The sequence below is a fragment of the Mesorhizobium sp. B2-3-2 genome, assembly GCF_006442295.1.
In the GTDB taxonomy this organism is placed as follows: domain Bacteria; phylum Pseudomonadota; class Alphaproteobacteria; order Rhizobiales; family Rhizobiaceae; genus Mesorhizobium.
Genome location: NZ_VFWA01000024.1, coordinates 1 through 20,457 on the forward strand (window position 1 = coordinate 1; position 20,457 = coordinate 20,457).

Sequence of the window (20,457 nt, forward strand, 5' to 3'; positions counted from 1 at the left end):
CTTCGGGCGCTGCCGGCTTGGCCGGCTGGTCATGCTCGCGCATGAACGAAGGAGGCCGAAAGCCCATCGTGGAGAATTGCTCGTCGTCGGCGACCACGCTGCGCTGAGCAGGCCTGCGGCCGGCCAGGACAAAGTAGGCCGCGAACAGGCCAAAGAGCATCAAGACGAGACGGCCGGCAAGCTGCTTGCGCCGCACCGAGGCGTCGCCAACAGCGGGATCGTCGGCGCCGGCCAAAGCCTCCAGTTCGGGACTGCGCTGGATCAATTGCCGCTCCTCCTGCGGATCGTGGCCTCACCATCCTGCGCGGGGCCAAGGACATCCGGATCGGCGGCGCCGAAATCGGGCTTTCCCAGGTTGAAGATGCAGATCCACTGATTGCCGTCGCGCAGCGTGAATTGGGTGGCCACGCCGTCGACCACGATATACTCGCCCTCCTTGCGGAAATTCCTCAGCGTCTCGGAGAAATCGGAATTGACCGCGAAGATCGCAGGAGCACGCCCGCCAAAACGGAAGAAGGTCTTTTTCCCGTCATCGAAGACCAACGATGGTTTCAGCCGCGCATCGCCTGAAAACGAGTAGTCGATATTGACGTTGGCCTTGTCGATGGCTGCGATGCTGGGCCAGGCGGCGCGCTGCTCGGCTTCCTGCCTCAGCGCCGCGTTCAGCTTCTTGTCCGGATAAGTGAAACGGATGGCGAAGACCTGCCTGCCCTTGTCTGGAGCGCTGTCATGCAGTTCCAGAAAGTAGATGCGTTTGCTGGTGACGACGTTCATGTTCGTCGTCACGTTCCGGGCGATCGGCTTCAGGAAGAGGATGTTGCCCTTCTCGGCCGGCACCACCTGCCAGCTTTCGGTATCCCCGAGCGATATGGTCTCGAATTTCTCGTCCTCGTCGAACACGATCATGGTCGATATGCCATAGGTGGCAAACACCTGGACGACGTTGTTTTCCTGATAGGTGACGCTGGTGACACGCGCGTCCAGGCGGCCGCCCTTCGGCGTCTGCGCCCCCAGCGCGGGAGCGGTCAGCCCGGCCAGGATCAGGGATGCGAAGGCGACAACATTGCTCGCCATCATTCGGCGCCCGATGTCACCGTTTCCTGGTCTCGACGGTAGCTGTAGACCTGGAAGCCTAGCGGGTTTTCAAAGCGCCATTCGTTCTTCAGCGGCGTCTCGGTATAGCGAAACCTCACCACTGAGATCCAATGCCTGTCGATGGATTCCGTCTCGCTCTTTTGGGTCGTCGAGAAGCGCACGATGGCCGTGCTGGCATTGGGGAAGCTGACGGATTTGATGTCGACCATAACCCGCCGCAACCGGCCATATAGCTTTGCTGGATTTTGCGGGTTGGCGGCGCTGAACTGCGTTTGCAGGTCGTGGGCCGCTTCGCCCGTCGACAAGAGGGCTGCGATCCCGAAATATTCGTCAATGGCAAAGGGATCATAACCCTCGCGGTTGCGGATGTAGCGCACCACATTGGCCTGGGTGACCGCCTCCTGATCGGTGAGATTCGAGACCCGCGTCAGTCCCGACTTCACTTCGATGTAGCCGGTGTTCTTGTCCACCTCCACCAGATACGGCTCGAAGCTCTTCAGCGGGAGCATCAGCACCAGCGCCAGCAGGGCAAGGGCTGTGATGGCGGCAAACATCAGCGCGATGGTCCAGGCGATGCGGCTGGAGCGTTTGGCGCGCTTGACGATCTCGTGCTCCCAGATGGCCCCATCCTGGAAGTAGGATCGCAACTTTTCGTCGGTGGTTCGGGCCATGGTTTCTGTCGCAACCTTGGTGAGATGTCTGTCGCCGCGTCGGTCGCTATCGCGTCTGCCCGTTGGCGGTGATGGCGCGTTGCATGGCCTCGCGGGGCAGCGTTTGAGTGCTGTGCAGCCTTGCCTGCACGCGATGAGTGGCGGCCTGCATTTGCCGGGCCGAACTGGCGATCGCCACGCGTCCCGCCAGCACCCCGCTGGCGGTCAGCGCGCGTGAGCGTTGACCGATGGGCATCGCAAGTCCGCCGACAATACCTTGCGCCAGCGATTGTATCTGGAAAAGGACAAAGCTGCCGGCCAGACACAACATCACAAAGGCTCCAAGGTCGCTCAGTGTCAGTTCGCGAGTGCCGGAGGACTGGTTGATCTTTGTGAGTTCCGGCGCCATGGCCGCAATCAGGAAGGCGGCGATCACGTAGACGAACAACGGGATCAGCGCATAAAGCAGCGACTGGTTCAGCCACCCGATCGCGTAGTGGCGCGTCACATCGAAGAACATGCAGGCGATGAACACCGGTGCCGTCCCAAGCAGGACCCAAAGGATCACTTTTGCCAGCACCAGGATTCCCAGGGCGACGGAGACGAACAGCCCTGCGAAGGCCATGATGATCATCCCGATCAATGCAGGCAGCACCGAGAAATAGCCGGCCTGTTCGGAAAATGTCGAAGCGGCCACATTGGCGGTCTGCCAGATTTCCGATAGCCCATTGCTCGGTTCCGTCACCCCCGTGCCGGACGCGGCCAGAATGGCGCGTCCCGCTGCCTCCGGGACCTTCGTGATCCAGCCATAGACCAGCGCCTGGAAATTGGACCAGGTGCTTGCCAGGACCAGGATCAGCATGACACGGACGATGCGGCCGACGACTTCCGCGGCGCTCACCTTCGCCGTGCCGAGAACCAGTTGAGCCCCGTAGAAGAGAACGACCAGCACGAAGAGCAGACGAAGCAGCGGCTCGATGTCTCTGCTTAGCGCATCGAACGCGTGCTCGGAGAAATTCTCGCCGGAGGCATCGATGCGCTGGAGAAGTTCGCCAATGAAATTGTCCACGGTTTCCCCCTATTGCGATCGAGCAGGAAGATCGCCGATCAATGCCCGGGCCGCGCCTTCGTCGCCATTGAGCGCTTGCATGGGCCCGCATTCGAGACCTGCAGCGGGCGTCGCGTAGCTCATGAGACTGGCCGGCCGTTTGCAGGGCGCTGTTTTCTCCTTGGCCGTGCCGCATCCTGCAAGCAGCATGATCCCGCACATGGCGATCAGTCCCTGCGGAACCGTCTTCATTGGTAGGTCAGCGCCTTCTTGGTGTTGGAGATGTCGGTCAGCTTGCGCTGGTTCTCGGCCTGCAGCGACTGGACGGCACTGTTCAAGACACCGATCATCTCGTTGAGCGTCAGCCCGGTCTGGACTTGCAACTGCGTATTCTGATCGATCGAGCCCTTGATGTCCCGCGCCTGGCCAATCCTTTGCCCCGCGCGTTCGAGCGCGGCGCGGCGCGTCTCGATCGCCTGTCGCGAGCCTGCAATTAGGGCCGACACGCCCAGCACCGTTTTGACCAGTTCCTCATAGGATCTGTCGCTGGCGAGCGAACTGCCCTGTTTGCCCGAAAGCGATTTCACCAGTTGCATGCCATTGATGAACACCGTCGCGGCCTTCGCGATCTCCGGTCCCATGGCGCCGAAATCGGGCACACCGTTCTGGAGCAGTCTGTCGAAGGAGGGTACCGAAGAGACGCTGAAGCCGTTACCGATCGCAAGGTCCTTGAGCGAACCGGCATCGCTGCCACGGTCCCCCGTCACGGCCTGCAACGTCTTTTCGACGGTGGTCAGGATATCCCTGTTGATGTCGAGGATTCTTGCCGTCTTCTCCGCGGTGTCCCTGGCAACGGCATAGTTCGTCTTGTCGATGACGGGAATGTCGGCCTTGGCCGAAGTGACGGCGATCGCCGTCGTAACCAGAAGCAGAAGAGCACGCATTGCAACCTCCATTATTGCGCATTGAGCAGCAACTCGTCATCCTGTTCGCGCTTTTGCACGCAGCCCTGAGCTTCGCCGCTCCAGATCAGACCGGGACGCACGTCGCACAAGCCCCCGTTCGTAGGCCGCCGATTAGCGGGTTTTGCGTAGTCTGCCGAACGGCTCGCACCCGACACGTCGCTCAGCGTCACCGCGTTGTTGGAGTTGACGAGATCGGCGAGGCTCGCGCCCAATTGGATCAGGCGGTTCAACATCTCGAGATTGGCATTGCGGGCTCCGGAATTGTGGTCCCAGCTGTCTTGGAGCGTGCCGGATTCGAGCGCCCCAAACTGCTGGAACCATGATGCGACATCGCCCAATCCATCGCCGGCGGCGCTGGTCGCCGCCATGGCGTTCAACGTCGCCATGCGCATGCCTTCATAGGCTCCGCCAGTGCCGCCATAGTTCAATGGAATGCCTGACTTGTCGGAGCCGCCGAAGGCCGGCAGCCACTTTTGCGTAATGGCCGCGACATAGGTCTGTGTCTCGCGGAAGGGCGGAATGCCGCCGTGTTTATCAACATTGCCGGCACCGGCATTGTAAGCCGCCAGCGCCAAGGAGATGTTTCCGTTGAAGCGCCTGAGCTGTTGCTTGAAGTAGCGCGCCCCGCCCCGCAGGTTCTGCTCGATGCTGTAGGCGTTGACGCCCAGGTCCGCTGCGGTGCCGGGCATCAGCTGTGCCAGCCCGATGGCGCCGGCGCCGGATCTTGCACACGGGTTGAACCTGCTTTCCTGGTAGACCAGGGCCAGGAACTGGTTCTCGTCGACGCCCTCCTCCCGCGCCACGCGCCGGACAAGGCCCGCTATGGACGGGTTGGCATTGGCGGCCGCGACGGGATCGTCCTTTCGACCTGGCCGATACATCGAGCACGTGATGCTCTCATTGATGCCGTAGCGGTCGCGATCGGCCTTTTCGATGGCGGCGACGTTGCCGTTGCGATCCTTTCGTCTTTCGAGCACCGGCTGGTCGATGGTCGCGACATCAGCGGCCGAGGGCGAGGCAAGAAGCATTAACAGCAGAGGGAGACGCCGGATCATCGGGATTGTTCCCAGCCACAGAATTCCGGCAGCCACAGCGCCGGATCGTCGCCCAGGCGCACGCGCAAGGCCGCGCATGCCTCGACGGTGTCCTTGCGGCCTGAAAGGACCTTGAGGATATCGGGCATGGCCGAGAGATCGAGACGGGCAATGACGGAATCCTTGCCATGCTTGATCAAGAACGTTCGTCGCTCCGGCGGCGTGTTCCTGACGAAGGCGAACTCCTTTGCGGTCAGGCCGAAGCGGCCGACATAGCTCTCTTCATCGGCGCGCGGATTGGGAAAATGCAGGTTTGTCGATGACTGCTCGATGAGGGTGTGCGCCTGCGGCGCCCTGGCAATGTCTGCTGCCGACTGCGTGCCGAACCCGACGATGCCGTTCAGCTTGCGGATCGTCTTCATCTTGTCGACGATGTAGCGCGAAAAGGTCGGGTCTTGCAGCAGCTTCCAGCCCTCATCCATGAAGATCAGGACGGGCTCGCCGGTGAGCAGTTCATCGAGCCGATGGTAAAGGTACATCAACGCTGGCGTGCGCACCTCCGCATTGTCGAGGACGTGCGTCATGTCGAAACCGAAAATGCGGCTGCCCGAGAACGACAGCACGTCGCGCGGCGCATTGAACAACCAACCCTTCTCGCCCTCGAACCAGGGCCTGAGACGCGACTGGAGGTCATTGGCATCGGAGCGCGCTCGCCCCATCAGCAGGCCGGACAGATTGGCCAAGGTGCGTCGTTGCGCCGGCTCCTGGCAGATCCGGCCGATCGCTGCTTCAAGCGTGTACTCTTCCTCCTGCGAAAAGCCGCGGCCGTCGGCAGGTTGCAGCATCGCCTTCAAAAGCCGCAGCAGGAATTCGCGGTTGGCCGGCGTGTTCTCCATCTGCAGAGGATTGAATCCGGTGGCGACCCCGGGCTCCAACACCTCGTAGTTGCCGCCTACCGCGCGAATGAAGATCTCGGCGCCGCGATCCTTGTCGAAAAACACCGCGCGCGGCTCGGGCGAGATACGAAGCGCCTGTGCCAGCAGGAAACTGAGCACCACGGTCTTGCCCGACCCGGTTGGACCGGTGACCAGGAAGTGGCCGATGTCGCGCTGGTGGAAATTGAACCAGTAAGGCGTCTGCGACGTCGTCTCCAGGATCGAGATCGGCAAGCCCCAGTGATTGCCCGTCGCCCTGCCGGTGGCGAAATTGTGCATGGACGAAAAGCCGGCGAAATTGGCGCTCGACAACATCGAGGCGCGGGCGATGTAGCTGTGGTTGCCTGGCAGCTGCGCCCAAAACGAGGCCTCCATGTTGAGGTCCTCGCGCAGCCAGTTGATGTTCATGTCGGTCAGGCAGGCACCAAGTTCCGACACGGATTTGTCGACACCGGCCAGATCGCGCGCCAGGCACATCAGGCTGAAATGGTGATAACCGAACACGGCTTCCTGGTTCACCAGGCTGTTGAAGGCGAAATCGATGTCGGTTTCGACCGTGCTGCCCGCTTCGTCGGACGCCTGGATCTGCCGCTGCAATCTTGCGATCCGCTCCTGCGCGATCGGCTTGTCGGCAATGGTGAAGGATTGGGTCAGGATGAACTCATGATTGACCTGCAGCAGCCCATCCAGCATTCCCGGTCCCGAAAAAGGCGGGTATTCCTTTATCGACAGGATGGCGCCGAAGCGGCTGTCAGCCGCGCTTGGCCCCTGCGCCTGCAGGGTTCTCCTGGAAAAGTGCAGCCGTGACGTGCCCACATAGTTGCGGATGGCCATGCGGGGCAGGCGCATCGGCCTGGATGCGCCGCAGGTCAGAAGCGCGTTGAAGAAGGCGCAGGGTTCCGAATAGGGCTGGCCGTCGCGGTAGGCGATACCGAGCGGACGGGCTGCGTATTTCAGCAGTTCGCGCGTCATGTTGGAGACGACTTCCTCCAGCTCGTTGACACGCTCGCGAGCCCGCTGTGCCTCCCCCTCCTTGTCCGACGGTCGGTTGAACAGGCCAGACAGCGTGTCGGCTACCCCCAATGCCCCGCGCATGCGGGCGCGCACGACGCTGAGGTAAAGCTCGTTGGTGAACATGCGCCGCTGCTTGAGCTCGGCCATGTAGCGCGCGTTGATGAGCTCGCAAAACGGGTCCGAGAACGAACCGCCGATTGTGGGAACGACTTGCCTGCGGATGACCGTCGACCAGAGCGAAAACCGGCTCGATCCAAGCGCCCGGATCATGGTGTTGTGGACGCTGGCGCGCATGTTGAGCTCTGCCTGGTCCTCGGTCTGGAAGAACAGGCCGTCGAGCTTGATCACGCTGAGCAGGGCTCCACTTTCGAGACCGATCACCGTGTCGGAGAGGTGGCGCATGTAGGGCACGTGCATGGCCATTGGTCTGTCGCGACGCCGTTGACGTCCAAAGCCCAATTCTTCGGCGACGATGTTGAGCATGATCATGGACCGTATGAATTGGTTTGCCAGAACGTCCTGTTTGGTGTGCGCGGTGTCCGGCGGCCTGCGGTCTGGGCAAGATCGAGGATGCGGACGTCGCGGCTGCAGAGCGCAAACAGGGCAAGGTAGGTGACGGGCGCGATTGCCGCCGCCCAGAAACTGCTGGTCACCAGGAATGCGATCAGCGTCATGCCGACGATGATGTAGAAGGCGTTGAGCGGCACGCCCCACATTATGGGCGGCCGGGTGAGCCCGATGACCAGGGGTGTCAGTTGCGGCTTGTCCTCGGAACGGTCACTCATCGCTCATTTCCCGACAGCCGATATCATCTGATCGACGATCGCCGGCGCGCCGAACACCAGCCCGATGCCAATCACTACCGCGCCTGCGGTGAACCACGACAGGCGCCCGGCAAAGGCCAGGAAGCCAAGGCCGATGACAGCGATGATGGCGAGCAATCGTCCGAATGGGCCGGTTATGAAATCGACGATCATCTGCACGGCCGTCTCGAGCGGCGCGAAAGCGCCGGAGGTCTGGGCAAACGCCGCATCGGCAACGCCACACAATGACAGGCCCACGACAATGGCGACGCTGACGGTTCGCGTCGTTGAGGTCGGGGGCGCGCTCGAGAGACCTTGCTTCATGTCTTCCTCCGCTAGAATTGCAGGACGCCGCCAACCCATTGCCGCGGCTTGCCCGTAGAGTTCATTCCGATGAAAGTGGTAGCCCTGCCGGCCAAGCCAGGATCGGCGGCATCGCCGCCGGTCTCCCGCTTGAGACCTGGCAGCCTTAGCTGCCGGTTGATGACCTCGGCGACGAACCGGACCGTCTCCGGGAATGGTGGAACCCCGCCATGTTCGTGAACACGCGCCTCGCCGGCATTGTAGGCGGCCGCGACGATCAGCGGATTGCGGTAGGTGGCAAACAGATCGCGCAGCAGCCGCACGCCGCCATCGATGTTGTCGGCCGGATCGCAGATGTCGCTGACGCCGAGGCGGGCCGCGGTCGCCGGCATCAGCTGCATCGGGCCACGCGCCCCTTTAGGAGAATTTCTGGCCCGGTCGAGGCGGCTTTCGGCCGAGGCGACAGCGAGCGCGAAATCCACATCGACGCCGTGTCTCGAGGCAGCTTGCGCCACCAGCCTTGCGACCTCATCCGAGCTCAGCGGTGACGGTGCACATTCGCTGATATCCGGAGTTGCGGCGTCGGTTAGAACAAAGTCAAACCGACTATGCCTGGCCGCGTGTGAGATGGCCGCCATCGGCCCCGGTTCAGCAGCGCCGAAACCGCTGTTGTGTGGAGTCCCGGGTTGACGAACGCTGCCGTCCGGGTCGAGCACATACTCCCTCGCCGCGTTGGACCAGCGTGTGTCGAAAATCGCATCGATCGCACCGTCGTCCTGCACTGGCGATCCGGGCGCATGATCGGTGCGAGGTTGGGCGGGCTGACGGCTTTCGGCTAAGCAGGTCGACGGCTGCGTCCAGCATAAGGTCAGGATGGCCGAGGTCAGCAGGGCAACCAGGCGACGGTTCGCCGATCTGGACAAGCGATGAGCCATGTTGGGTCTCTTGCTGCCGGGTGGTCGATTTCGACAAATCGGTAGCCGACGGAAAAAAGAATGTCAAATCGATATTGTTTTTTGTTGCGCGACGGACCGGAAATGGGCAAATTGCGATGAGAATGACGCGCTATTTGGGAGTTCGGCATGAAGGGCACTGTATGCAGCAGCTTCGTTCTTTGCCTGGCGTCACTGTTGCCGGCCATGGCGGCCGAACGGATCGACCAGGGCTATGTGAGGTCCCTTGCGGCAGCGGGCAAAACAGTGCTGGTCGTGGAATACCATGACGGCCAGGGCGGCATTGCCGAACGCAAAGGCTTCGCATCCACCAGTGGCTTCAGGGCCATCTCGCCAACCGACTTCCGAATCGATGCCAAGACGGTCATCCACCTTTACGGCCTCGAGCCCTGCGAGGGAGATCTGGTCAACCGCCGCGAGGACTTCTCAGGCAGCTGTGCCGACTATGCCAGAAAGGGCCTCGAAACTCTGTTGCAGTCGCCCAGGGTGATCTTCTGCCGGGCCTTCGTCAGTGAAGCGAACGCCCCGGTCCAGGACGCGACCTGCTACGGCTACTACAATTATCCTGGCAGTCTTGACACGATCGACATGTTCGAGGAGCAACTGGTCTCGATCGGCACTCACTGGATCGCCAGAAAGCCCGATGGCACGCCGGCGCGCAAGGATCTGGCGGACGCAGAAAAGATCGGCCGCGGCGGTTACGGCATGTGGGTCGATCCGAGAATCAAGGCGCAAGCGCGATGAGGACCGCCCCTATCCTCCTGGTCTTTACACTGGTCGCAAGTCCGGCGAGGGCGGCGCCGCCCGGCTATTTCGAGTTGCGTCCAGGCGTGACGCTGGAGAGCGGCGACAGCTGGATCGAAGCGGGCACGAAGTATCATCTTTATGGTGTCCAGGCTTGTCTTCGCGGGACTTTCTACACCGGCGGCAACGGCCGCCGTGCCGATTGCGGCGAAGCTTCACTCGCCATGTTTGGCGCCTACATCGCCGATGCAAAGCCCAAATGCGCGCCCGTGGCGAGGGTGAGCGATACGTTGCACGTTGCCTGTTTCGTCACGATCGGGCGCGACCGGGTCGATCTTGGCAACCTGATGATCACAACCGGCTTTGCCTTTGCTGCCTTGCGCGCCGACGGATTGCCTTACCATCTCGGCTACGCTGTCGCGGAGCAGGCCGCGCGCGACAGACACGCCGGCTTGTGGCAATTCAAAGATGTCCAGCATCCAGCCATCTTGCTTGGCCAGGCTGCCAGGGTGGAGGCGTCACGGCCATGAGCGCGCGCCATGTCGCGCGGGCACTGGCGGCGCTGATCTGTGCTTGCCTTCCTTCTCCGTCGTCGGCTGTCGACCTTGCCAACGGGCCCGGTGGAGCGCAGGTTCAGCGGCCGGCGTCGAAGGACTTTAGCGAAGTCGCCGACACCATCGTCGGGCGTGCGAGCGTGATCGATGGTCGTACCTTGTGGTTTCCTCGATCGGCCCTGGAGGTTCGCCTCGCGGGCATTGACACTTGCGAATTGCCGCAATGGGCCTTCGATCCGCAGCGGCACGGCGAAAGCCCTTTTCTCAAGCCGGTCCCGTGTGGGCCGTTGGCTAAAGCCTGGCTCAGGCGGGTGGTCGGCGGCAGAATGATCGTCTGTTCTGGCACGTTTGATGATCATGGCGGTTCGCTGAGAGGCAGGTGTTTCGCGCATGAACGCGACCTCGCCATCGAGATGCTGCGCACGGGCTGGGCACGGGTCGAAACGCGCTCCCCTGCCCGCCCGGAGTACTGGCAGTGGCAACGCCAGGCCATGTCCGCGCGCTACGGGATGTGGGCGACATACGTTCTCGACATGGACGAATGGCGGGCCAAGGCCGCCGATGACAGCCTGATGCGAAAGCCGATCGCCGATCTCAATCTGCTCGCCGAGCGCGAACATGAGATCACGCCGCCTTTCCTGGATGCCAGAAGACGCTCAATTCATTCGGATCGGTAGCGTTCTTGGGATGAAGCTCAAAGAGCAGTTTTGAGCTTTGTCTCGAAGCGAGTGCCAGTTGCGAAATTTTGCAGGCTTCAGCTCTGCTTTCCGAGCTCTTCGAGGCCATTCCAAATGGCTTCAACAACAGCTTCTACCGAGTAGGGCTTCTGCATCCACCCGAGCGGCCTTGCCGCTTCGGCTCGAAGCCTCACCTCACGGTCGCTATGCGCGGTCGTGAAAATACATCGTATGCCGTGTTCACGATACAGTTCCAACGCAGCGTCGATGCCATCGCGTTGGCCAAGTAGGCGGATATCCATCAGGGCAAGCACCGGCTTGGTCGCGAGCGCGATGCGGATCGCCTCATCGGCGCTGCTTGCTGTTCCCGCCAGCGAGAAGCCCGCCGCGGTCAGACCGTCCTCTATGTCGAGCGCGATCAGATAATCGTCTTCGACGATGAGTATCAAAGGGCCCTTTGGGATTTCGGGGGGGCCACTGACCATGTCGTCTCTTGAGAAAGCCAGTTGCGGGCGAAATCCTCGTTCAAGCCCCCCGGCTTGGTCTACCTCAGGCCTCGATTCGTCTGGTCGCATCGCCAAGCCCCTCCGGTGTATGAGAAAATGTCACCATGCATCGGCAGGGATCCCGCTGTGCTTCGAAGGTGCCGCCAATCTGTCGCGCCAAGCCCTCGACCAGCCGTAAGCCCGAAGATGACTGGCGTACCGAGCTCAGGTCGAAACCTGGGCCTTCATCCTCGACCACCAGCACATTGCCGTGACCATTCCTTCGGATGTCTACGTGGATGGTTCTGCTTGTGTTGCCGTTCAGGCCATATTTTACGGCATTGATCAAAAGCTCGTTGACAATGAGGGCAAGAGGCATCGCAACGTCGTTCGGCAATTGGATAGGATCCGCCTCGCAAACCAGCTTAATATCAGGCGGGAACATTTGCTTGGCGGTTTCGCAAACGGCGCCCAGGAAAGGCTGCGCGCTGAAGTTGGTGGCGTCGCCCGTATCATAGAGAACCCGCTGCGCGGCAGCCATGGTCGCCACGCGCTTGCTTGCCTCGTCGAGTGTGCGGCGAGCCTCCGGGCTTCGACTCGTTCTTGCCGACACTGAAAGCAGGGACTTCAGCATCATCATGTTGTTCTTGACGCGATGGTTAAGCTCGTCGAGCAGGATCCGCTGTTGGGTTTCAGCCTGCTTCCGTTCGCTCACGTCGACCAGCATGTTTATGCCGCCGATGACTTTCCCATGCGCATCCCGCATGGGTGTCGGATAAGGAATGAACGGGACCCGCGTTCCGTCCGGTCGCTCGGCAACCGCTTCATATCCTCGGACCGGCCGGCCCTCTCGCAAGGAAACAGCCATCGGGCACTGGTCGTGAGGAAGCGGCGTTCCATCCGGCCAGTAAAGCTTCCAGGTTACGCACCATTCGTCACTGCCGATCACCGGCCTGCGGCCGGCGAGTTCCACCGCGGCTTCATTGAAATAAGTAATCTTGCCTTGCTGATCGGTTGTGTAGATCGCGGCGGGAATGGCTGCGAGCAGGTCCTGAAGGTGGCGCTCGCTCTCGCGCAGCTTCGCTTGCGCCTGCTTTTGCTCGGTTATGTCGCGGGCGATCTTGGAGGCGCCGATGATACGGCCCTTTCCGTCTCGCACAGGCGATATTGTCAAGGAAATGTCAACCAAAGTTCCGTCCTTGCGCTGACGGACCGTCTCGAAGTGGTCGACGAGTTCTCCATTGCGGATGCGACGCAATATCAACGGCTCCTCGTCCAGCCGATCGGCCGGAATAATGACGGTGATGGACTTGCCGATCACCTCTGCGGCCGAATAGCCGAACACGCGTTCGGCACCTCGATTCCAGGTCGAGATGATGCCGTTGAGATCCTTGCTCACAATCGCGTCCTGGGAAGATTCTACGATGGCCGCGAGGTGGTGGGCTGCATTCTCGGCCTTCAGATGCTCGATGCCGAACCCAAGCTGGCGGGCGATGGTCCGAGCCACTTCGATCTGCTCTACAGAGCAACTGTGCGGCTGGTTGAAGTAGGCCATGAACTTGCCCAGCAGCCGCCCGGATTCCATGATCGGAATGAAGCAGACCCCGCCAATGCCCTCGGTTCGGATCGCCTCCTTCAATCCTGCAGGAAGGTCGGCTTTCTGCGCATCCTCCAAACAGATCGGCCGCGGATCCAGGCTGTCTGCCGACCAGGGCGAATGGCCTTCTACTGCGGCGCGATAAGCCTGCGACAGGTTGCGCCAGGCAACGAACTTCATGACACCTTCTTTGTCCAGCAGCAGGATCGAAGCGCGCTGGCAGCCCAGCGCGCGCTGGATTGCGTCGAGCGCCGGCTCGTAGACATCTTTCTGCGCGCGCGCATGCTGGAGCCTTTCGGTGAAGTGGTGCAACGCCGCCTGCTCTTCCGCCCTTTGAGCGAGCATAGCCTCGATCTGCTTGCGCTCGCTGATGTCATGCTGCACCCGCACCGCATAGCAAAACTGGCCGCTGCTGTCGTAGACGCTGGAGGAGGTCATGTCAGTCCAAAAAGCCGACCCGTCCTTTCGAACGAACCGCTTTTCCATCGTGTAGCTCTTGATCTCACCTGCAACCTGCCGCCGATATTGCTCGCGGTCCGCTTCGACGTCGGCGGGAAAAGTCTGATCGAAAATCGATCGTCCGACCAGTTCCTCCGATGTATAGCCTAAAAGATTGCACAAATGCGCGTTCACCCGCAGGAGCCGGCCTTCGGCATCCGTTTCCACAATGCCTGTACCGGCGCTGTCATAGGTAAGCGCAAGTCTCTGCTCCTGTTCGAGCAGCAACTCTTCCGTTTTGACCTTTTCCGTCACGTCGATGGTGATGCAACGCGTATTGAGGAACCGCCCGCCAATGGCGCGCACATTGGACGTTATCTCGGCCCAACGGATGGAGCCGTCCTTGGCTCGTAGCCTGGCGCGGTAATGTTGAAGTCGCTCATGCCGAGACAGGCGGCTTAGAATATCCTCGATTGCCGTGCTGTCGGCGTGAAATTCGCGGATGTTTCGGCCAATATATTCGTCGGCCGAATAACCCAGCATGTCCAGTTCCGCGCGATTGGCACGTAAAATGGTTCCATCACTTGCTACAAGATGGAGCCCGACCGCCGCATTCTCGAAGAAATCGTCCAGTTCGCTGCTGAGCACGAGGTCCGGAATTTCCGCTTCGCACCTCGTCTCATGGGTCTGGGAGCCCGCTGCGCAGGTTCCAGCCGGCGAAACTCCTTGTTCCATGCTGCGGTCCCGAATCCCCTTTGACCCACGCAAATTCCCGAACGGAAAAAAGGTTCCATTCAAGTGCCGAACTTGTTCGCCGGCTGGGAGAAGGGCCCCCGGGTCCGACGAACCGAACGCGCCTTAAGCAGCCCGGGAACGACCTGTGAAACGATGTGCGCGGCAGGTTCTTGGTGGAGGCCCACCTGGGCGGCTATCAGCTCCAGGGCGGTAAGCGAGACTGAAGCGCTGCATCTTTGCGCCGCAACGCGGGCGCTCCCACAACAAGCACTTTGACCTTCAACCATCCAGCCCCCGGGCGGCCTGATCGAGCCCGCCTTTGCGAGCCCACAGATAGGCCAGTGCGGTAAGGCCTCGCGCACGTAACGTCAGCACTCTGGAATGGTACTATCAAGATCGATGGCGGTGCGCGGGCGATCAGTATTCTGGGTCTGACGCCGGCCACTGATGTGTTCACCCATAGCGACTGAACAGTGTCATGACTGCTGGCGGATAGCTGGGCCCAGGCCTTTGGACGGCGACCGATGCCACCGGTTCCATCCCATGAATTAATTCGGAACTCAGGTGTGATGTTTCCGCAGAAAAGCAGCAATATCGGGCCGGAACGCCTCGACACTGGCCTCGACCTCCGCGACGTCCGCAGGCAGCAACTCCGTCTTCCGCGCCAGGGTTGCGGCGACTAGGTAGAGAACCTTCTGGTTGGCATCACAGCCGTCAATGGCCTCAAGCTCGATCAATCGCCGCCGCGCCGCTCGCTCGAGAAGACGGCTTAAAGCCAGGCCCAACCTGAAAGCAACCCATCGCGCGGCCCAGCGATTGGCGCTCCGGTTACAGGAGAATTTGTCGACCGCGGCAAGGAGGCGCCGATGCCGATCGATGCTGCGCGCCATGGCGGTGGGCGAATTTGCGGGTCTGGCGCGGTGGCAGCCGCTATCGTCCCGGCGCGCCGTCATTAATATGTTCGAGCGTTTGGACCGGCGCGCAGCGCCCCATCAACGTCTTTGGCCAGTTGCCACCCGACGGTTCCAGTGAGCCTTTGTCCAGTCACTCTTCCAGGATCGAAACAAGTGGGCTCCACAAGGTCAAGATCCCGATAAACGACGCTCCCGGGAGGGGTATCTTCGCGTGCCGCGGAGATCGTTTTTGGGTCCATCTGAGAAACAGCTTCTCCTCGAAACGGGTGTGCAAGGAAGAATAACCCAATCGCCTCCGGGAGCCGTACTAAAGTTAAATGAAATGATGTTACGGGGCTAAAATATATTGTTCGTACATTGAAGAGCTCGAGCTCTTTTGCCGATGGCTTTGCCGTGCCCAACGCAAGTCCCGGAACGATTTGTTCCAATGGTTCGAATCGGTTGCAGTGGCAAATGTTCATCCTCAGAGCGGCGTAAGGCTGAGTGCCTTAAGCCTGCAGTTTTTTGCCCAGTTTCGAGAAAACCGCGCACCAGAAGCGGTAGTCGTCTTCGCGCCCGTCGAAATTCGCGGTCAATGCACACCATGCCGCAGCGGTTGCGGCATCCGAACCATAAAGCTCAATCGCTGCCTGTACCGTCGCCGCCGGATCCGCTAATTCCCACAGCGTCAATTTACCATAGCCGATACCAGACTGGGTGGAGTGAATTTTCGGCACGCCAAGACTCCCGCGGATGGGTCCGGCGCGGGACAGCGATGCGCTGCGAGGCCGAACGTTGGAACCCACGGGGGAGTGAGCCACGATCCTGAGACGTCGCGCCCAGGATATTCGTCGTGTCGTTCCTGGCCTTCTACAGCTTCGCAAGCAAAACCAGGAAGCTGGCGCAGAGGCAATTTATTGCAGACCTCTCCTGCGAAGGCAACCCGGTGGCAGTGACATGCAAGGCTCGCCATCAATGCTCTTGAGGCGGCAACCGAAAAGCCGACATCGCACTGATGCCAAAGCGCAGCAGGGCCACCCCTGCCCTGTCTGTCATCGATCGCGATTGGCCACACCAGGTCGCATTGCCTGACGAGCTGTGCGTTGACCGAAATCTCACGCGGATCACGGAGTTCTGTAAGGCGCAGGGCATCCGGTACCTAACTCGCAAAGTGCAGGCGACATGGCCCGACGGCAAGTACGAAGAATGGCGGCTGCATTGCTTCGCTGACCTGGCCGCCGCCAGCACGTTCCTTGACCAATTCGGCGGCATCATGTTCGATCCGAAACGAGACAGGGAGAAGGGGCGCGCTCGCGGCGTCTGGCGCCGGACTGGTCAGTATGAACGCATTCTGCACCTTGGGCCGCCAGCGTGCCCGAGATCCTGCGTAACTGAGATTGCCGCTAAGGGCGTTGCCCAATCGGATTCTTTGCTCTAGCTTGGATGACATCGGGTGCAAACTGGCAAAAGGCGCACCCGGCTGAGAGACCGCATTGCGCTCCCGCCTATACGGGAGCGAGCACGTTGTCGGACACCAATCCCAATCCAAGCAAGCAAGCGCAGGTCGCAAAAGGCTTGGCGGTTGAAACCGGGATATCAGCGGAGCAGGCGCTAGAGTTGGTGCAACTGCTGGGGCTTAACTCTTCTTCGCTTCTTTTCCATGCCCGTGCCTTGAAGAAGGTTGGAAAAGGCGGCTCATAAATTTCAAACTGAGACACTTCCCAGCCGGCATATAGCATTTCGTCGGCTCAGCACTCTTGATGCTCGGACCGATCTTCGCGCTCGCCATTAACTTCATGATCGTTGGAACAGGCCTCAGTTGATCCTCCGGCAGAATGGATCGCCAAGGTTTCGGCTGGCGCAGTCGGCTCGGTCGGCGGCTGCTGTTGAGCAAGTAGGCTCGCAGCGCCGTTATGACCTGCGGCAACCGGATCTCGTCGAAACGCTTCCGGCTGGCCTGCGTAGGTCGCTGTTGTCAGCGACAGCGACACTGGGTCCAAAAGGCCGGGCAGCCGGAGCCAGCGGACGGTGGTCGGGAGAAACCGCCACGCCAAGCAGTCGGCGTCAAAACCTTAATGCTCGGGGATATTCGCCGATGCAAAAAGCCCCGCCAGCCGAAGCCCGCGGGGCAACTGATAGGAGGCGAGGCCGCATCGGGTGACACGGCCCAGGGTAAGAACCCTGACTGCGCGCATATGTTCCCGCCCCATGAAGAGGACCGCCAGGGTGCCCGCTGAACAGTTGGACGCATTCGATGCTCGTTCATATCGACGCGGACCAGCAGAATCCGATAGATTGTCAACGGCGGTCCATGTCCAACCACCCATGGTTCGCTGTTCGACGAGGATGGCAGGCGGTCGTGTAGCGAGAGCGGCAATTTGCTCTACAGGAGGTTACGGCGATGACGAAAGTTCGCGCCCTTGTCCTTGAACGTCAGCACCAACTCAAATTGCGTGATGTCGATCTGCCGCAGACAGTCGGCCCGGGCGAGGTTCGTATCAAGATCCACACGGTGGGTGTCTGTGGCTCCGATGTGCACTACTACACCCATGGGCGCATCGGCCCATTCGTGGTCGAAGCGCCGATGGTCTTGGGCCACGAGGCCGCTGGCACCATTGTGGAAACAGGCGAAGGCGTCGAGCATCTGAAGGTCGGTGACCGCGTGTGCATGGAACCGGGCATCCCCGACCCCAATTCGCGAGCGAGCCGGCTCGGCCTCTACAACATCGACCCGGCGGTCAGGTTCTGGGCGACGCCGCCCATCCATGGCGTATTGACAGCCCACGTCGTTCACCCCGCCAACTACACCTTCAAATTGCCCGACAATGTCAGCTTCGCCGAAGGCGCCATGGTCGAGCCTTTCGCGGTCGGCATGCAGGCTGCGGCCAAGGCGAAGATCGTGCCGGGTGACACGGCGGTGGTGATTGGCGCAGGGCCGATCGGCACGATGGTGGCGATCGCCGCTCTTGCCGGCGGCTGTGCACGGGCAATCGTCGCAGACCTCGCTCAACCCAAGCTCGACATCGCCGCAAGCTTCCAGGGTGTGGTCCCGGTCAACATCCGCGACAAGAACCTGGCGGCGGAGGTGAAGCGCCTGACCGACGGCTGGGGCGCCGATGTCATCTTCGAATGCTCCGGCTCGTCCAAAGCATGGGAGACGTTGCTCGATCTGCCGCGACCCGGCGGCGCCGTGGTGGTGGTCGGCCTGCCGGTGGCGCCGGTGGCATTCGACATCGCCACGGCCTCGACCAAGGAAATCCGGATCGAGATGGTCTTTCGCTATGCCCACCAATATGACCGGGCGATCGCGCTGATGGGATCGGGACGGGTCGACCTCAAGCCACTGATTTCGGCGACCTTCCCCTTCGAAGACTCCATCGCGGCGTTCGACCGAGCGGTCGAAGGCCGGCCGGCGGACGTGAAGCTGCAGATTAGACTGCCGGATTAAGACAAGGCCCGGGCAAACAGGCTTGCCTGATGCAGCCGGTTAGCTGGTGCGTCGTGTTCCAGAAGACAATCCACCTCCGGACGTGACGGACGCCGCGCGACGGCAGCGCCCCGTGGACACCGATCGGACTTGACAAGTCGGCGCCTGTCCCACACGCTGCCTTAACAAAAGGCACAACAAACTTACAAAAGTTCAACGTTGCACGACCTGGCCGATAGGAGAAGGCCAATGCATCTCTGTCACCAAGCGGAGACTTGCGCGTGACCACCGCGACCTTCGCGCGCGCGAGGTCCACATGGGCCCTGCCCCGGTTTATGACGGCCGAGCATCCTTTTCCCTGGCTCGCGCCGATCACCGTGATGCTTCTGGTTTTCGGCATCTATCCTCTCGCCTATTCGGTCTGGCTGTCGTTTCACAAACGCAATGTCGTCTCCCGGCAGCTTGATTTCGCCGGAGTGCACCAGTGGGCGCGAGCGTTCTCGGATACGCGTATGTGGCACTCGCTGGAAACGACGCTGATCTACACCTTTGTCGCACTGGCCGTTCAGCTTGCACTCGGCATTCTCATTGCGCTGCTACTTGATACCGATCGCAAGGGCTATGGGATCCTGCGGGCGCTGATGACGCTGCCGCTCGTCGTGCCGCCGGCCGTGACTGGAATGATGTTCTTGCTGATGCAGGACGGCTCTTTCGGCGTCCTGTCGTTCTACCTCTACGCTCTCAACCTGATCTCGCCGGCGCAGCCGATCCTGACGCAGCCGGTTACCGCCTTGCTGGCGATCCTGCTGGCAGATATATGGCAATGGACGCCGTTCATGGTGCTCATCATCCTGGCAGGCCTGCGCGCGCTGCCGAAAGAACCTTTCGAAGCGGCAGCGATCGACGGCGCAAACGGCATCCAGACATTCTTGCGGCTTACATTGCCGATGCTGCGCAAGGTGATTGCGGTCGCCGTACTGATCCGCGGCGTCGATCTCTTTCGCATCTACGACTACGTCTACATCATCACGGCCGGCGGGCCAGGCACCGCTACCGAAACGCTTTCGTTCTATGCTGGCCGTATCTACTTCACAGGAGACTTCCCTTACGCCGCGACCCTGTCGCTGATCGTGCTCGTCGTTCTGATCGGCGTGTCGAACGTCTTCGTCAGGCTTTTCAAGGTGAGGTTCTGATGGAACCGTCCCGCGCCAAGATGATCACCAGAGACGTGCTCGCCGTGCTGGTAGTGGCGATCTTCATGTTTCCGATCGCCTGGTGGGCCCTGTCTTCTATCAAACCCTACTCCGCGATCTTCGACCGCAGCGGACCGGTCTACACGGGCTTCACACCGACGCCGGACAATTACCGCGTGACCCTGCTTGGCGTCTCGCGCGTCGACATAGGCATGGAACAGGGCGGCGAGGCGGCGGGGGTGATCAAGGGCGGCGCCAGTTCCTACGATTCACGCCAGTCGCTTCTCGACAGCGCGATCATAGCCGTTGGGTCGACGGCGCTGACGCTGTTGCTGGCGACACTGGCTGCATATTGCCTGTCACGAATGCAGTTCAGCGGCCAGCAGTCTTTCCTTTTTTGGATTCTCTCGCAGCGCTTCATGCCGCCAATCGCCATCGTCATACCGGTCGTTTTCATGTTTCGGGATCTCGGCTTGCGCGACACCTATACAGGGCTCATCCTCGTCCACAGTTTGATCAATCTGCCGCTGGCGGTTCTGCTTTTGAAGTCGTTCTTCGACGATGTCCCGCGCGAGGTCGACGAGGCGGCGCTGATTGACGGGGCAACGCGCTGGCAGACTTTTCGACGTGTGGTCCTACCCATGGTGAAAGGCGGCATCGCCGCGACAGCTGTGCTGTGTTTCATCTTTTCCTGGACCGAGTTCCTGCTCTCACTGTTCCTGACAACGTCGATCCGCACCGTGCCGGTGAAGATCTCGACTTTTGTCACCTCGACCGCGACCGAGTGGGGCTACATCACAGCACTCGGTACCTCCGCGATCATTCCCAGCTTCATCTTTATCCTGCTGGTTCAACGCCATCTGGTCCGGGGCCTCACCCTCGGATCGCTGAAAGAGTGAGGCCCGACGAGAACA

21 protein-coding genes and 1 pseudogene are annotated in these 20,457 nt (G+C 61.0%); 7 read left to right on the forward strand and 15 right to left on the reverse strand.

The annotated features are described in order from the left end of the window. The 11 genes and pseudogenes from FJ964_RS29780 to FJ964_RS29830 form a co-directional block, all read right to left on the reverse strand. A pseudogene (locus tag FJ964_RS29780) lies at nucleotides 1–265 on the reverse strand (conjugal transfer protein TrbI); the annotation flags it as partial. Further along, nucleotides 262–1,074, reverse strand: a complete 813-nt coding sequence (virB9, locus tag FJ964_RS29785) for a P-type conjugative transfer protein VirB9 (RefSeq protein WP_140554215.1) — start codon at nucleotides 1,072–1,074, stop codon at nucleotides 262–264. The gene virB9 and the pseudogene FJ964_RS29780, both read right to left, overlap by 4 nt. After that, nucleotides 1,074–1,766 carry a type IV secretion system protein gene (locus FJ964_RS29790; RefSeq protein ID WP_140554217.1) on the reverse strand — a complete coding sequence of 231 codons (693 nt, stop codon included), beginning with the start codon at nucleotides 1,764–1,766 and terminating at the stop codon, nucleotides 1,074–1,076. Before FJ964_RS29790 ends, virB9 begins: the two co-directional genes overlap by 1 nt. A 46-nt stretch (nucleotides 1,767–1,812) precedes the next feature. Further along, the gene (locus FJ964_RS29795; protein ID WP_140554218.1) at nucleotides 1,813–2,814 is read right to left on the reverse strand and encodes a type IV secretion system protein; all 1,002 of its coding nucleotides are present in this window, start codon (nucleotides 2,812–2,814) and stop codon (nucleotides 1,813–1,815) included. A 9-nt stretch (nucleotides 2,815–2,823) separates the two neighbouring features. Further along, entirely contained in the window at nucleotides 2,824–3,045 is a 222-nt protein-coding gene (locus FJ964_RS29800; protein WP_140554220.1) for a hypothetical protein, read from the reverse strand. Beyond that, nucleotides 3,042–3,737 (reverse strand): type IV secretion system protein, encoded by a 696-nt coding sequence (locus FJ964_RS29805; RefSeq protein WP_140554221.1) that lies wholly within the window; start codon nucleotides 3,735–3,737, stop codon nucleotides 3,042–3,044. The genes FJ964_RS29800 and FJ964_RS29805 overlap by 4 nt, the downstream gene beginning before the upstream one ends. An 11-nt stretch (nucleotides 3,738–3,748) precedes the next feature. Next, nucleotides 3,749–4,813 carry a lytic transglycosylase domain-containing protein gene (locus FJ964_RS29810; protein WP_140554223.1) on the reverse strand — a complete coding sequence of 355 codons (1,065 nt, stop codon included), beginning with the start codon at nucleotides 4,811–4,813 and terminating at the stop codon, nucleotides 3,749–3,751. Then, the gene (locus FJ964_RS29815; RefSeq protein WP_140554268.1) at nucleotides 4,810–7,224 is read right to left on the reverse strand and encodes a VirB4 family type IV secretion/conjugal transfer ATPase; all 2,415 of its coding nucleotides are present in this window, start codon (nucleotides 7,222–7,224) and stop codon (nucleotides 4,810–4,812) included. Before FJ964_RS29815 ends, FJ964_RS29810 begins: the two co-directional genes overlap by 4 nt. A gap of 2 nt (nucleotides 7,225–7,226) precedes the next feature. After that, nucleotides 7,227–7,526, reverse strand: coding sequence for a VirB3 family type IV secretion system protein (locus FJ964_RS29820; protein ID WP_140554224.1), 300 nt, complete (start codon nucleotides 7,524–7,526; stop codon nucleotides 7,227–7,229). A gap of 3 nt (nucleotides 7,527–7,529) precedes the next feature. Further along, a complete protein-coding gene (locus FJ964_RS29825; RefSeq protein WP_140554226.1) occupies nucleotides 7,530–7,868 on the reverse strand; it encodes a TrbC/VirB2 family protein in 339 nt (112 codons plus the stop codon). A gap of 11 nt (nucleotides 7,869–7,879) precedes the next feature. Beyond that, a complete protein-coding gene (locus FJ964_RS29830; protein ID WP_224661295.1) occupies nucleotides 7,880–8,563 on the reverse strand; it encodes a lytic transglycosylase domain-containing protein in 684 nt (227 codons plus the stop codon). A 366-nt stretch (nucleotides 8,564–8,929) separates the two neighbouring features. Here FJ964_RS29830 and FJ964_RS29835 point away from each other — a divergent pair, with 366 nt between their 5' ends. The 3 genes from FJ964_RS29835 to FJ964_RS29845 are packed head-to-tail and all read left to right on the forward strand — an operon-like array spanning nucleotide 8,930 to nucleotide 10,775. Beyond that, nucleotides 8,930–9,544 carry a hypothetical protein gene (locus tag FJ964_RS29835; RefSeq protein WP_140554227.1) on the forward strand — a complete coding sequence of 205 codons (615 nt, stop codon included), beginning with the start codon at nucleotides 8,930–8,932 and terminating at the stop codon, nucleotides 9,542–9,544. After that, complete coding sequence (locus FJ964_RS29840; RefSeq protein ID WP_140554229.1) at nucleotides 9,541–10,074, forward strand: thermonuclease family protein; 534 nt, start codon at nucleotides 9,541–9,543, stop codon at nucleotides 10,072–10,074. Before FJ964_RS29835 ends, FJ964_RS29840 begins: the two co-directional genes overlap by 4 nt. Then, nucleotides 10,071–10,775: a thermonuclease family protein gene (locus tag FJ964_RS29845; RefSeq protein WP_140554231.1), complete on the forward strand. Its 705-nt coding sequence runs from the start codon at nucleotides 10,071–10,073 to the stop codon at nucleotides 10,773–10,775. The genes FJ964_RS29840 and FJ964_RS29845 overlap by 4 nt, the downstream gene beginning before the upstream one ends. 77 nt (nucleotides 10,776–10,852) lie before the next feature. Here the strand turns inward: FJ964_RS29845 and FJ964_RS29850 are convergent, their stop codons facing one another. The 4 genes from FJ964_RS29850 to FJ964_RS29865 form a co-directional block, all read right to left on the reverse strand. After that, complete coding sequence (locus tag FJ964_RS29850; protein ID WP_140554232.1) at nucleotides 10,853–11,260, reverse strand: response regulator; 408 nt, start codon at nucleotides 11,258–11,260, stop codon at nucleotides 10,853–10,855. A gap of 64 nt (nucleotides 11,261–11,324) precedes the next feature. Beyond that, nucleotides 11,325–14,030: a PAS domain S-box protein gene (locus FJ964_RS29855; RefSeq protein WP_140554234.1), complete on the reverse strand. Its 2,706-nt coding sequence runs from the start codon at nucleotides 14,028–14,030 to the stop codon at nucleotides 11,325–11,327. 560 nt (nucleotides 14,031–14,590) lie between these two features. After that, entirely contained in the window at nucleotides 14,591–14,983 is a 393-nt protein-coding gene (locus FJ964_RS29860) for a hypothetical protein (protein WP_140554235.1), read from the reverse strand. 449 nt (nucleotides 14,984–15,432) lie between these two features. Next, a complete protein-coding gene (locus FJ964_RS29865; protein ID WP_224661299.1) occupies nucleotides 15,433–15,660 on the reverse strand; it encodes a hypothetical protein in 228 nt (75 codons plus the stop codon). A 787-nt stretch (nucleotides 15,661–16,447) separates the two neighbouring features. On the opposite strand from FJ964_RS29865, the gene FJ964_RS31150 reads away from it, so the two are divergent. From FJ964_RS31150 to FJ964_RS29880, 4 genes are all read left to right on the forward strand, one after another. Beyond that, on the forward strand, nucleotides 16,448–16,624 hold the full coding sequence (locus FJ964_RS31150) for a hypothetical protein (protein ID WP_181172663.1): 177 nt from the start codon (nucleotides 16,448–16,450) through the stop codon (nucleotides 16,622–16,624). Nucleotides 16,625–17,324: 700 nt separating this feature from the next. Further along, nucleotides 17,325–18,371: an NAD(P)-dependent alcohol dehydrogenase gene (locus FJ964_RS29870; RefSeq protein ID WP_140554237.1), complete on the forward strand. Its 1,047-nt coding sequence runs from the start codon at nucleotides 17,325–17,327 to the stop codon at nucleotides 18,369–18,371. 260 nt (nucleotides 18,372–18,631) lie between these two features. Next, the gene (locus FJ964_RS29875) at nucleotides 18,632–19,543 is read left to right on the forward strand and encodes a sugar ABC transporter permease (protein WP_224661300.1); all 912 of its coding nucleotides are present in this window, start codon (nucleotides 18,632–18,634) and stop codon (nucleotides 19,541–19,543) included. Beyond that, entirely contained in the window at nucleotides 19,543–20,442 is a 900-nt protein-coding gene (locus tag FJ964_RS29880; protein WP_140554239.1) for a carbohydrate ABC transporter permease, read from the forward strand. Before FJ964_RS29875 ends, FJ964_RS29880 begins: the two co-directional genes overlap by 1 nt. Nucleotides 20,443–20,457 lie beyond the last annotated feature (15 nt).

What these genes read in the sequence shown, in the direction of transcription:
- virB9 (WP_140554215.1), bottom strand. Translation starts at nt 1,074, where the DNA reads ATGGCGAGCAATGTTGTCGCCTTCGCATCCCTGATCCTGGCCGGGCTG.
- FJ964_RS29790 (WP_140554217.1), bottom strand. Translation starts at nt 1,766, where the DNA reads ATGGCCCGAACCACCGACGAAAAGTTGCGATCCTACTTCCAGGATGGG.
- FJ964_RS29800 (WP_140554220.1), bottom strand. Translation starts at nt 3,045, where the DNA reads ATGAAGACGGTTCCGCAGGGACTGATCGCCATGTGCGGGATCATGCTG.
- FJ964_RS29805 (WP_140554221.1), bottom strand. Translation starts at nt 3,737, where the DNA reads ATGCGTGCTCTTCTGCTTCTGGTTACGACGGCGATCGCCGTCACTTCG.
- FJ964_RS29810 (WP_140554223.1), bottom strand. Translation starts at nt 4,813, where the DNA reads ATGATCCGGCGTCTCCCTCTGCTGTTAATGCTTCTTGCCTCGCCCTCG.
- FJ964_RS29815 (WP_140554268.1), bottom strand. Translation starts at nt 7,224, where the DNA reads ATGCTCAACATCGTCGCCGAAGAATTGGGCTTTGGACGTCAACGGCGT.
- FJ964_RS29820 (WP_140554224.1), bottom strand. Translation starts at nt 7,526, where the DNA reads ATGAGTGACCGTTCCGAGGACAAGCCGCAACTGACACCCCTGGTCATC.
- FJ964_RS29825 (WP_140554226.1), bottom strand. Translation starts at nt 7,868, where the DNA reads ATGAAGCAAGGTCTCTCGAGCGCGCCCCCGACCTCAACGACGCGAACC.
- FJ964_RS29835 (WP_140554227.1), top strand. Translation starts at nt 8,930, where the DNA reads ATGAAGGGCACTGTATGCAGCAGCTTCGTTCTTTGCCTGGCGTCACTG.
- FJ964_RS29840 (WP_140554229.1), top strand. Translation starts at nt 9,541, where the DNA reads ATGAGGACCGCCCCTATCCTCCTGGTCTTTACACTGGTCGCAAGTCCG.
- FJ964_RS29845 (WP_140554231.1), top strand. Translation starts at nt 10,071, where the DNA reads ATGAGCGCGCGCCATGTCGCGCGGGCACTGGCGGCGCTGATCTGTGCT.
- FJ964_RS29850 (WP_140554232.1), bottom strand. Translation starts at nt 11,260, where the DNA reads ATGGTCAGTGGCCCCCCCGAAATCCCAAAGGGCCCTTTGATACTCATC.
- FJ964_RS29855 (WP_140554234.1), bottom strand. Translation starts at nt 14,030, where the DNA reads ATGGAACAAGGAGTTTCGCCGGCTGGAACCTGCGCAGCGGGCTCCCAG.
- FJ964_RS29860 (WP_140554235.1), bottom strand. Translation starts at nt 14,983, where the DNA reads ATGACGGCGCGCCGGGACGATAGCGGCTGCCACCGCGCCAGACCCGCA.
- FJ964_RS29870 (WP_140554237.1), top strand. Translation starts at nt 17,325, where the DNA reads ATGACGAAAGTTCGCGCCCTTGTCCTTGAACGTCAGCACCAACTCAAA.
- FJ964_RS29880 (WP_140554239.1), top strand. Translation starts at nt 19,543, where the DNA reads ATGGAACCGTCCCGCGCCAAGATGATCACCAGAGACGTGCTCGCCGTG.